Annotated in this window: 13 protein-coding genes; 9 read left to right on the top strand and 4 right to left on the bottom strand. The window is 73.6% G+C overall.

The window, feature by feature from the left end:
* Positions 1–791, bottom strand: a 791-nt coding sequence (locus tag NCC78_RS21325; RefSeq protein WP_250796537.1) for an aminotransferase class V-fold PLP-dependent enzyme, incomplete at its 3' end; no start/stop codon positions are given.
* A gap of 84 nt (positions 792–875) precedes the next feature.
* On the opposite strand from NCC78_RS21325, the gene NCC78_RS21330 reads away from it, so the two are divergent.
* From NCC78_RS21330 to NCC78_RS21360, 7 genes are all read left to right on the top strand, one after another.
* Positions 876–1,241 carry a hypothetical protein gene (locus NCC78_RS21330; RefSeq protein ID WP_250796538.1) on the top strand — a complete coding sequence of 122 codons (366 nt, stop codon included), beginning with the start codon at positions 876–878 and terminating at the stop codon, positions 1,239–1,241.
* Positions 1,242–1,302: 61 nt separating this feature from the next.
* A complete protein-coding gene (locus NCC78_RS21335; protein ID WP_250796539.1) occupies positions 1,303–2,124 on the top strand; it encodes a DUF1206 domain-containing protein in 822 nt (273 codons plus the stop codon).
* 82 nt (positions 2,125–2,206) lie between these two features.
* Positions 2,207–3,403, top strand: a complete 1,197-nt coding sequence (locus NCC78_RS21340) for a mechanosensitive ion channel family protein (RefSeq protein ID WP_250796541.1) — start codon at positions 2,207–2,209, stop codon at positions 3,401–3,403.
* 360 nt (positions 3,404–3,763) lie between these two features.
* Complete coding sequence (locus tag NCC78_RS21345; RefSeq protein ID WP_250796542.1) at positions 3,764–4,198, top strand: phage holin family protein; 435 nt, start codon at positions 3,764–3,766, stop codon at positions 4,196–4,198.
* Entirely contained in the window at positions 4,195–4,542 is a 348-nt protein-coding gene (locus tag NCC78_RS21350; RefSeq protein WP_250796549.1) for a DUF3618 domain-containing protein, read from the top strand. Before NCC78_RS21345 ends, NCC78_RS21350 begins: the two co-directional genes overlap by 4 nt.
* Before the next feature lie 14 nt (positions 4,543–4,556).
* Entirely contained in the window at positions 4,557–4,811 is a 255-nt protein-coding gene (locus NCC78_RS21355) for a DUF4235 domain-containing protein (RefSeq protein WP_372495171.1), read from the top strand.
* A gap of 287 nt (positions 4,812–5,098) precedes the next feature.
* Positions 5,099–5,302 carry a cold-shock protein gene (locus NCC78_RS21360; RefSeq protein WP_091424054.1) on the top strand — a complete coding sequence of 68 codons (204 nt, stop codon included), beginning with the start codon at positions 5,099–5,101 and terminating at the stop codon, positions 5,300–5,302.
* Between the two features lie 177 nt (positions 5,303–5,479).
* On the opposite strand, the gene NCC78_RS21365 is transcribed toward NCC78_RS21360, so the two are convergent.
* Together NCC78_RS21365 and NCC78_RS21370 are read right to left on the bottom strand one after the other, a co-directional pair.
* On the bottom strand, positions 5,480–5,674 hold the full coding sequence (locus tag NCC78_RS21365; protein WP_250796551.1) for a hypothetical protein: 195 nt from the start codon (positions 5,672–5,674) through the stop codon (positions 5,480–5,482).
* 70 nt (positions 5,675–5,744) lie between these two features.
* The gene (locus NCC78_RS21370) at positions 5,745–6,728 is read right to left on the bottom strand and encodes an aldo/keto reductase (RefSeq protein ID WP_250796552.1); all 984 of its coding nucleotides are present in this window, start codon (positions 6,726–6,728) and stop codon (positions 5,745–5,747) included.
* A gap of 85 nt (positions 6,729–6,813) precedes the next feature.
* Between NCC78_RS21370 and NCC78_RS21375 the strand changes: the two genes are divergently transcribed.
* Both NCC78_RS21375 and NCC78_RS21380 read left to right on the top strand, forming a co-directional pair.
* Positions 6,814–7,608, top strand: coding sequence for a trans-aconitate 2-methyltransferase (locus NCC78_RS21375; protein ID WP_250796553.1), 795 nt, complete (start codon positions 6,814–6,816; stop codon positions 7,606–7,608).
* Entirely contained in the window at positions 7,605–8,627 is a 1,023-nt protein-coding gene (locus NCC78_RS21380) for an adenosine deaminase (protein ID WP_250796554.1), read from the top strand. Before NCC78_RS21375 ends, NCC78_RS21380 begins: the two co-directional genes overlap by 4 nt.
* Before the next feature lie 323 nt (positions 8,628–8,950).
* Here the strand turns inward: NCC78_RS21380 and NCC78_RS21385 are convergent, their stop codons facing one another.
* Positions 8,951–10,018, bottom strand: coding sequence for a HAMP domain-containing sensor histidine kinase (locus tag NCC78_RS21385; RefSeq protein WP_250796555.1), 1,068 nt, complete (start codon positions 10,016–10,018; stop codon positions 8,951–8,953).
* Between the last annotated feature and the right edge of the window lie 102 nt (positions 10,019–10,120).

Here is a 10,120-nt window from a genome sequence, read left to right on the forward strand (position 1 = left end):
AGCAGCGGGAAGCTCGGCGTGCCGAACTCGAAGCGGTCCGGCACCGCGTCGGAGGAGGGCAGCAGCTTCGCCGGCCGCAGCCGCTCCCAGGCCGACGGGTCGGCCACCATCGCCGCCAGGTGCGGGCCGGACCACTTGTAGGCGCTGGTGACCAGGAAGTCCGCGCCGAGGGCGGCCAGGTCCGTCGGGCCGTGCGGCACGGAGTGCACCCCGTCGACGCAGACCAGGGCGCCGACCGCGTGCGCCGTCTTGGCGATCGCCGCCACGTCCGGCACGGTGCCGATCGCGTTGCTGCCGGCGGTCACCGCGACCAGCCGGGTCCGCTCGCCGACCAGGTCCGCGTACTGCCCGGCCGGCAGCTCGCCGGTGGCCGGGTCGAACTCGGCCCAGCGCACGGTCGCGCCGGCCGCCTCGGCCGCCTGCACCCACGGCCGGACGTTCGCGTCGTGGTCGAGCCGGGAGACCACCACCTCGTCGCCCGGTCGCCACCGCGCGCCCAGGGCGCGGGCCAGGATGTACGTCAGCGCGGTCGCGCTCGGCCCGAGCACCACCCCGTCGGGCCGGGCGCCGAGCAGGTCGGCAACGGCCGAGCGGGCGGCGGAGACCAGCTCCAGCGAGCGTCGGCCCGGCGCGAAGGCCGCGCTGCGGTTGCCCACCGCGGCGCGCATCGCCTCGGCGACCGCGTCGACGACCGGGGCGGCGGTCTGGGTGCCCCCGGCACCGTCGAAGTGGACGAAGCCCTCGGTCAGGGCGGGGTAGGCGGCCCGGGTGCGGGCGATGTCGAACGGCATGCGGCGACCCTAACCCCGGCCCCCGGGGAGCAGCGATGATCACCGGCGGTGCCGCCGTCGCGGGCGTCTCGTACCCTTGGCGGCGTGACGAACCGACGCGTTGACTTCCCGCTGACCCCCGCCCGCCGCGCCGCCGGCCTGCTGGCCGGCCTGGCGCTCGGCGTCGCCGTGCTGGCCGGTTGCAGCTCGGAGGGCGCCTCCACCGACTGCGGGCTCGACGCCTGCACGGTCACCTTCGACCGGGGCGTGGACGCCAGCGCCACCATCCTCGGCGTCGAGGCCAAGCTGATCGGCGCCCAGGGCGACCAGGTGACCGTCGAGGTGGCCGGCGAGCAGCTGTCGCTGACCGTCGGGCAGCAGGCCGCCGACGTCGGCGGGCTCGCGGTCACCCTGGACAGCGTCACCGACCAGGAGGTCAAGATCCGCGTTTCGCGGAATCCCGCCAGCTGACGGGCGTGTGGGCGGCGGCGGCCGACGTTTGGGAATCTTCGCGAACGGAGATTGAGGCGCCATGTCTCTCACCCGGAACGCCGAAGCCACCGCCGCCCGTACGGCGAACAGCAGGTGGCTCGAACTACTCGCCCGGGCCGGCTTCATCGGCTACGGCGTCGTGCACCTTCTTTTCGCCTGGCTGGCGTTGCAGATCGCGTTCGGGAAGTCCGCCGACGACGGCGACCAGTCCGGTGCGCTGCGTACCATCGCCGCCCAGCCGCTGGGCAAGTTCCTCGTCGGCACCATCGCCGTCGGCCTGCTGGCCATGGCGATCTGGCAGGCGCTGGAAGCGGCCGTCGGGCACCGCGCCGAGCAGGGCAAGGCGCGGGTCTGGGAACGGCTCGCCTCGCTGGGGCGGACCCTCGTCTACCTCTACTTCGCGTGGACCGCGTTCAAGGTCTTCAAGGACGCCAGCTCCAACAGCGCCGACCAGCAGGAGGCGCTCACCGGCAAGCTGATGGACTCCACCGGCGGCCGCTGGCTGGTCGGCCTGGCCGGGCTGGTGCTCGCCGCGATCGGCGTCGGCCTGGTGATCTACGGGCTGGTCAAGCGCTTCGAGAAGCACCTGAAGACCGGCGAGATGAGCCCGAAGACCCGGCAGCTCGCCCGCCGGCTCGGCATGGCCGGTTACATCGCCAAGGGCGTCGCGTACGGCATCGCCGGTCTGCTGATCATCCTGGCCGCGGTGAACTACGACCCGGAGAAGGCCCGGGGCCTGGACGCCGCGCTGCGTACCCTGCGCGACCAGTCCTACGGCCAGGTGCTGCTCACCGTCGTCGCCCTCGGCATCGCCGCCTTCGGCCTGTTCTGCCTCCTCCAGTCCCGCTACCGGAAGGTCTGAGGTTGGTCGATTCCGGATGCGCCGGGCACTATTGGGCTTTTGCCCGAAGCGCCACCGCCCGGTCCGGAGGGGGAGAGAACCTGTGCAGAGCTACCTCGGAACGATCGTCGCCGCGCTCGCCGCGGCGGCGATCGCCCTGTTCGTGGTGGAGGTCGTGCACCGGGTCGTCCGGCGCCTGGGTCGGCGTTCGCTGCTGATGACCGAGCTGACCGACCACGCGCACCGGACGTTCCAGGCCGCCGCCACCGTCCTCGCCATCCAGTTCGCCGTCCGGTTCAGCACCGGGTACGCGGTCGGCGCCTCCTGGCGGCAGGTGGTGCTGCACCTGCTGGTGCTCGCGGTGATCGCCAGCGTCGCCTGGCTGGTCGCCTCGCTGCTGGTCGTGGTGGAGGACACCGCGCTGGCCCGGTTCCGGGTGGACGTGCCGGACAACCGGCACGCCCGGCGGGTGCGCACCCAGGTGGTCATGCTGCGCCGGCTGACCATCGCGGTGATCGTCATCCTGGCGGTCGGCGTGATGCTGATGACCTTCCCCGCCGTGCGGGGCATCGGCGCCGGCGTGCTGACCAGCGCCGGTGTGGTCGGTGTGGTCGCCGCGCTGGCCGCGCAGAGCCTGCTCGGCAACGTCTTCGCCGGCCTCCAGCTCGCCTTCAGCGACGCCGTACGCCTCGACGACGTGGTGGTCGTCGAGGGGGAGTGGGGTCGGATCGAGGAGCTGACGCTCAGCTACGTGGTGGTCCAGATCTGGGACGACCGGCGGCTGATCCTGCCCACCTCGTACTTCACCAGCAAGCCGTTCCAGAACTGGACCCGGACCGAGGCGGCGGTGCTCGGCACCGCCGAGTTCGACCTGGACTGGGCGATCCCGGTGCAGGCCATGCGGGAGGAGCTGCGCCGCCTGGTGGAGAGCAGCGACCTCTGGGACGGCCGGGTCTGCGTACTCCAGGTCACCGACGCGACCGGCGGCATGGTCAAGGTCCGCGCGCTGGTCAGCGCGGCGGACGCCGGGAGCCTGTGGGACCTGCGCTGCCTCGTCCGCGAACACCTGGTCGCCTGGATCCGGGACCACCGCCCGACGGCGATGCCCCGGATGCGCACCGAGCTCGGCGACGCGGAGAGCAACCTGCCCTGGCAGTGGGTGCGGCCCCGGCGGCCGGTCCGCCGCCTCTCCGACGCCGAGGTGCCCGACGACGCCCGGGTCTTCGGCGGCAGCTCCGACGGTGACGCCCGCAGCGAGGCCTTCGTCGGGCCCGACGAGCCCGCCGAGTCCCGCCGCTGACTCCCGCCCCCGCCGCGTACCCCGGATGCCCCCGGCCGCCACTGGCGCCGGGGGCTCCGCACGTCTGCGCCGGGTCGGTGCCGGCAGCGGGCGGGGGTGGGACGTGTCCTCGGGGGTGTGGGGGCGTTTGGTGTCGTGGGTGGTGGTTGCGTCGGCTGGGGGGCCCGCGAGGAGTGCGCCCCGTCGGGAGGTTTGACCGGGCGATTGCTGGGGAGTCGCTGCGCGACGCTTCTGCTCCTGCTCCGTCGGGTCGCCGCTCGGCACGACGGACACGGCGGTGCGGGTGACCGACCGCCGTGCGAAGGATTGACGAGCGGCGACTCCGGGCATACAGCGCGGTGATGATGAAAGGAGGACAGCATGGCTGACGTGGCGAACGCCCGCACAACCCGTAACGGGAGCGAACCGTCCACCGCCGAGCTGGTGCAGCGGGCCACGGAGCAGGTCTCCCGCCTGGTCCGCGACGAGCTGGCCCTGGCCCGGGCGGAGCTGACCCAGAAGGGCAAGCACGCCGGCATCGGCATCGGCCTCTTCGGCGGCGGCGGCGCCCTGGCGCTCTACGGGCTGGGAGCCCTGGTCGCCACCGCGATCCTGCTGCTCGACCTGGTGCTGCCGGCCTGGGCCGCCGCCCTGATCGTCGCGGTGGTGCTCTTCGCCATGGCCGGAGTTCTCGCCCTGGTGGGCAAGAAGCAGGTCAGCCAGGCGGTCCCGCCGGTGCCGGCGGCGGCGGTGCGCAGCGTCCGGGCGGACGTGGACACCGTCACCGCCGCGGTGAAGGACAGGGGACGGGCATGACGGGCAACGGGAGGGGCAGCGGCGACACCGACGCGCTGCGGGAGGAGATCCGTCGGACCCGGGTCGAGTTGGGCGAGACGATGGAGGCGCTGGCCGCCAAGGCCGACGTCAAGGCGCGCCTGCGGTCCTCGGCGGACCAGGCGAAGGACCGGATGCGGGAGCAGGCGGCGCAGACCGTCGCCCGGGTGCGCGGGCGGGCGACGCAGCAGGCCCAGGTGGCACGGGTGCAGGCACAGGAGAAGGGCGAGGTCGTGCGGCGCAATCCCACGCCGTTCGCCGCGCTCGCGGCCGGTGCGGTGGCCGCCGTGATCGTGCTGATGATCGTCCGGAGGGGGCGCAGGTGAGCAGGCGCATCGGGATGGCCGCGTACAAGCCGGCCGGCGTGCTGATGGGCATCGCCGCCGGTACGGTCGCGGGCGCGATCTTCCGGCAGGTGTGGAAGATGACCGCGGGCGACGGCGAGGCGCCCACCGCCACCGACGAGGACCGCAACTGGGGCGAGATCCTCGCGGCGGCGGCGTTGCAGGGCGCCATCTTCGCGGTCGTGCGGGCTGCCGTCGACCGGGGCGGCGCGGTGGGCGTACGCCGGCTGACCGGCCACTGGCCGGACTGAGGCGACCACCGGAAGGCCCCCGCACCGCATCGACGGTGAGGGGGCCTTTCGCACGGCGTCCCGCGCCGCCCAGCGGATCTTCGCCATCCGTCAGGTCACATGTCGGAGAATTTCGTCCGCCAGGCAGTGCAGAGTTTTTGCGTACGTGGTTTGCTGTTCCACGCTGTTGAGAGATGGCGTGGGTTGAGAGAAGTCTCCTTCGTGGGGGCCGCCTCAGGCGCCGCTGCTCGAAAACGGCCAATCGGCCGCACGGCGTGCTCGGCCGCCAGTTTTAGAAGGAGATACACATGGCGCAGGGAACCGTGAAGTGGTTCAACGCAGACAAGGGCTTCGGCTTCATCACCGTCGACGGCGGGGGTGCTGACGTGTTCGTCCACTTCTCGGCCATCCAGTCCAGCGGCTACCGCACGCTGGAGGAGAACCAGCGGGTGGAGTTCGAGATCGCCCAGGGTCAGAAGGGTCCGCAGGCCGAGCAGGTCCGCCCCATCTGAGCACTGCCGGTCGGCAGCCGCCGGCCAGTGGGCGATCCGGCCACCGGATCGAAATGAAGCCCCGTGTCCCTCTGGGATGCGGGGCTTTCCCTGTCGGCGCCGGGCGGTGGACCTGTCCGCGTTCGCGGGGGGCCTGCCAGCGCCGGCGGTGGGCCTGTCCGCGCCTGGCGGTGGGCGTCAGCGTCTGCGGCGGGCGCGCAGCCCGAACCAGAGCGCGACCAGTCCGATCAGGACGACGGCCGGTCCGAGGACCGCCCAGATCCGCTGGTCGGTCATCACGCTGCCCTCGACGTAGCCGAGGCCCTGCACCGTCCAGACGGCGCCGCCGACCACCGCGAGCAGGCCGAAGGTGAGCGGCAGCCAGCCCTTCATCGTGCTCCCCCTCCGTCGGTCCCCACCCCGGCCGGCGCGCCCGGGTCGTGCGCCGGGGCGGCCGGCCGGCTCACCACCGGTCGTGCACCTGCGGCCGGATCAGCTCGTCGTAGACCTCCGCCACCGCCGCCAGCTCGGGCCCGGTCAGCGGGGGCTGGTCGGCCACGGCCACGTTGCCGCGGGCCTGGACGGCGTCGCGGGCGCCGGGGATGACCACGGTGACCCCGGGCTGGTCGACGACCCAGCGCAGCGCGAACTGCGCCATCGTGCGCTCCGCGCCGACCAGCGGGGCCAGCCGGCGTACCGCCGCCAGGCCCAGGTCGAAGTCGACGCCGGAGAAGGTCTCGCCGACGTCGAACGCCTCGCCGTGCCGGTTGTAGCTGCGGTGGTCGTCGGCGGCGAAGGTGGTGTGCTCGTCGTAGCGGCCAGAAAGCAGCCCGCTGGCCAGCGGCACCCGGGCGATGATGCCGACCCCGGCCTCGGCGGCGGCCGGCAGCACCCGTTCGAGGGGCTTGTGCCGCAACGCGTTGAGAATGATCTGGACGCTGGCCACCCCGGGGCGGGCGATCGCGGTGAGCGCCTGGTCGGCGGTCTCCACGCTGACCCCGTAGCCGGCGATCCGCTCCTCGGCGACGAGGGTGTCGAGGGCGTCGAAGACCGCGTCGTGGGCGAAGACGGGCGTGGGCGGGCAGTGCAGTTGGACCAGGTCGAGCGTCTCCACCCCCAGGTTCCTCCGGGACCGGTCGGTCCACTCCCGGAAGTTCGCCAGGGTGTACGCCTCGGGCGTCTGCGCCACGCGGCGGCCCATCTTGGTGGCGACCGTCAGCCCCGCGTCGGGCCGGCCGCGCAGGAACCGCCCGATCAGCTGCTCGCTGCGCCCGTCGCCGTAGACGTCGGCGGTGTCGAGGAAGGAGACTCCGGAGTCGACGGCGGCGGCCAGCACGCCCGTCGCGTCGTCCTCGGTGACGGTGCCCCAGTCGGCGCCGAGCTGCCAGGCGCCCAGCCCGATGACGCCGACGTTCCGCCCCAGCCGCGGAAAGGTGCGCTGCTCCATGGGGCAAGCCTAGTGATCCGCTTGTCCAGGCGCGCGACGGGCCGTACCTTGAAAACAAGACGGACGTACGGTTTGGGAGGCTGGCATGTGGGATCCGACGACGTACCTGCGCTACGGCGACGAGCGGTCCCGGCCGTTCCACGACCTGCTCGCCCGGGTCCCCGCCGACCGGCCGCGCGCCGTGGTCGACCTGGGCTGCGGCCCCGGCAACCTGACCGCCACCCTCGCCGGGCGCTGGCCGGCGAGCCGGATCGTCGGCCTCGACTCCTCGCCGGAGATGATCGACCGGGCCGGCGCGGCCCCCGCCCCGGTGACCTTCGCCGTCGGCGACGTCCGGGACTGGCGACCGGGATCCGACGTGGACGTGGTCGTCTGCAACGCGGTGCTCCAGTGGGTGCCCGGCCACCGGGACCTGCTCACCCGGTGGGCCGCCGAGCTGCCCGCCGGGGCCTGGCTGGCGGTGCAGGTGCCGGGGAACTTCGACGCCGCCTCCCACCGGGCGCTGCGCCAGGTCGCCGGGCGGCCCGCCTGGTCGGCCGACCTCGCCCCGCTGCTGCGCGAGGCCCCGGTCGACGACGCCACCGGCTACGCGGCGCTGCTGACCGGTGCCGGCTGCGCGGTGGACGCCTGGGAGACTACCTACGTGCACCTGCTGCCGGCCCGCGCCGACGCGGACCACCCCGTCCTGACCTGGATGGAGGGGACCGCGCTCCGGCCGGTCCGCGCGGCCCTGGACGCCGCCGGCTGGTCCGACTTCCGGGCCGAGCTGGGCGTACGCCTCGCCGAGGCGTACCCGGTGCGGCAGGGGCAGGTGTACTTCCCGTTCCGACGCGTCTTCTTCGTCGCCCGTACCGGCGCCCGTGCAGAGGAGAACCTGTGACCGACCTGCCCACCTTCATCGCCGGACTGCCCAAGGTGGAACTGCACGTGCACCACGTCGGCTCCGCCTCGCCCCGGATCGTCGCCGAGCTGGCCGCGCGCCACGAGGGGCGCAGCCCTGTCCCGGCCGACCCGGCCGCGCTCGCCGACTACTTCGCCTTCCGCGACTTCGCCCACTTCATCGAGGTCTACCTCAGCGTCGTGGACCTGATCCGCGACCCCGAGGACGTCTGGATCCTCACCCACGAGGTGGCCCGGGAACTGGCCCGCCAGCAGGTCCGCTACGCCGAACTCACCGTGACGCCCTACTCGCACGTGCACCGGGGCATTCCGGCGCCGGCGTTCTGCGAGGCGATCGAGGACGCTCGCAAGCGGGCCGCGGCGGACTTCGGCATCGAGCTGCGCTGGTGCTTCGACATCCCCGGCGAGGCAGGCCTGCCGGCGGCCGAGGAGACGCTGCGGATCTGCCTGGACGAGCGCCCCGACGGGTTGATCAGCTTCGGCCTGGGCGGCCCCGAGATCGGAGTGCCCCGGCCGCAGTTCAAGCCGTACTTCGACCAGGCCCGGGCGGCCGGGTTGCGCTCGGTGCCGCACGCCGGTGAGACCACCGGCCCGCAGACGGTCTGGGACGCGCTGCGCGACCTCGGCGCCGAGCGGATCGGGCACGGCATCTCCGCCGCCCAGGACCCGGAGCTGCTGGCCCATCTGGCCGAGCACCGGATCGGCATGGAGGTCTGCCCCACCTCCAACGTGCGTACCCGTGCCGTCGCGACGATCGAGGAACACCCGCTGCGGCAGCTCGTCGAGGCGGGGCTGCTCGTCACCATCAACTCCGACGACCCGCCGATGTTCGGCACCACCCTCAACGACGAGTACGCGGTCGCGGCCCGACTGCTCGGCGCGGGCCCCGAAGGGCTGGCGGCGCTGGCCCGCAACGCGGTGACCGCATCGTTCCTGGACCCGGCGGGCAAGCAGCGGATCACCGCCGAGATCGACGCCCACCTGGCCACGGCCCGCTGACCGACCCCGCTCTCGCGCCGCACCACCCCGCGGCCCCCGCGCCACGACCGCGTGCCCTCGCGGGCCGTGATTGCGGGGCGGCGGGGGAGTGGCCGGGCGGCGTGGGAGTGGCGCGCGGCGGGAGCAGGTGTGGGGGGACCGTTTCTCCCGCCGCGCGCACGGCTCCACCGGCCGGGTGGGTGCTCGGGGCATTGGCCGGTGGAACTGATGGGTTCTGTACCGATCCTGGCAGCCCCCGGCCGATCAGCCGAGGTGGTTAATTCGGAACTAAGGAAGATTTGTGCCGCCCCACAGCCCGCGCCCGGCCGGGACGCCCTGCCGGCTCAGCCGTCGGTGGGGCGCTGGCGGGGCCAGCGTCGGCCGCCGGTCTTCTGCTCCCGGGCCTCCCGCGCCATCCGCCCGACCAGCCCGAACCGGTTGACCTGTCGCGGCGTCGCCTCCGGATCGGCCAGCAGCATCACCACGCTGGCCCCGCCCAGCCGGGCCCGGTCGATGCTCACCGACCCGTTGGCCTGCAACGAGACCCGCTTGGCGATGTCCAGCCCCAGCCCGGTCGAGCCCTGGTCGCTGGTGCCCCGGCGCAGCGCCCGGTCCGGGTTGGCGATGCCCGGCCCGGCGTCGTCGATCCGGATGGCCACGTAGCCGTCCCGGCGGGAGACGGCCACCTCGAACGCGGTGCCCTGCGGGGTGTAGCGGAAGACGTTGCCGATCACCGCGTCCAGCGCGGCGGCCAGCTCGGCGCGGGGCACCGGCGCCGGGATGCGCAGCTGGGCGCCGCTCACCCGGTGCGGCCGGTTCTGGTCGCCGGCCAGCGCGGCCCAGAAGACCATGCGGTCCCGGACCACCTCGCTGACGTCGCACATCGCCGGCCCGGCCTCGTGGGCCACCGCCTTGCGGGTGGTCTTGATCAGTACGTCGATCTCACCTTCGAGGGTGACGATCGCCTGCCGGATCCGCCGGATGCCCCGCCGCCGGTCCAGCTCCGCCTCGCTGAACGAGCCCACGCTGGTGTCGTCCGACTCCAGCGCCTCGGCGTCCAGCCGCAGCACGGTCAGCGGCGTACGCAGCCGGTGCGACAGGTCGGCGACCAGTTCCCGCTCGTCGGTGCGGGCCGTGACCAGGCGGTCGGCCATCCGGTTGAAGGCGTAGCCGGCCTCGGCGAGTTCCCGCGGGCCGTTCGGCTCGATGCGTACGCCCAGGTCGCCGTCGCCCACCGCGAGCGCCGCCTTGACCAGGCCCCGGGCCGAGTCGGCCGCGCGGGCGGCTACCCGGTCGACCACCAGCACCGCCGCGCCCACCAGGGCGGCGGCCACCCCGAGCAGCAGCAGCCAGCGCCCGCCGGCGCCCTCGTCCAGCGCGGACTCCGGCACGAAGACCTGGGTCGACCACATGAGCCGGCCAGTGTTCTTCTCCGACCGCTGGTTGCCGTTCTGGTCGTTCTTCGGCTCCGGGTCCTTCGTCACCTGAACCTGCTTGCTCTGGGTGTCCACGTA

Source organism: Micromonospora phytophila, assembly GCF_023656545.1.
Classification (GTDB): Bacteria; Actinomycetota; Actinomycetes; order Mycobacteriales; family Micromonosporaceae; genus Micromonospora; species Micromonospora phytophila.

Coding starts and splice junctions, on each gene's coding strand:
- NCC78_RS21335 (WP_250796539.1), top strand. CDS start 1,303: ATGTCTCTCACCCGGAACGCCGAAGCCACCGCCGCCCGTACGGCGAAC.
- NCC78_RS21345 (WP_250796542.1), top strand. CDS start 3,764: ATGGCTGACGTGGCGAACGCCCGCACAACCCGTAACGGGAGCGAACCG.
- NCC78_RS21350 (WP_250796549.1), top strand. CDS start 4,195: ATGACGGGCAACGGGAGGGGCAGCGGCGACACCGACGCGCTGCGGGAG.
- NCC78_RS21355 (WP_372495171.1), top strand. CDS start 4,557: ATGGCCGCGTACAAGCCGGCCGGCGTGCTGATGGGCATCGCCGCCGGT.
- NCC78_RS21360 (WP_091424054.1), top strand. CDS start 5,099: ATGGCGCAGGGAACCGTGAAGTGGTTCAACGCAGACAAGGGCTTCGGC.
- NCC78_RS21365 (WP_250796551.1), bottom strand. CDS start 5,674: ATGAAGGGCTGGCTGCCGCTCACCTTCGGCCTGCTCGCGGTGGTCGGC.
- NCC78_RS21370 (WP_250796552.1), bottom strand. CDS start 6,728: ATGGAGCAGCGCACCTTTCCGCGGCTGGGGCGGAACGTCGGCGTCATC.
- NCC78_RS21375 (WP_250796553.1), top strand. CDS start 6,814: ATGTGGGATCCGACGACGTACCTGCGCTACGGCGACGAGCGGTCCCGG.
- NCC78_RS21385 (WP_250796555.1), bottom strand. CDS start 10,018: ATGTGGTCGACCCAGGTCTTCGTGCCGGAGTCCGCGCTGGACGAGGGC.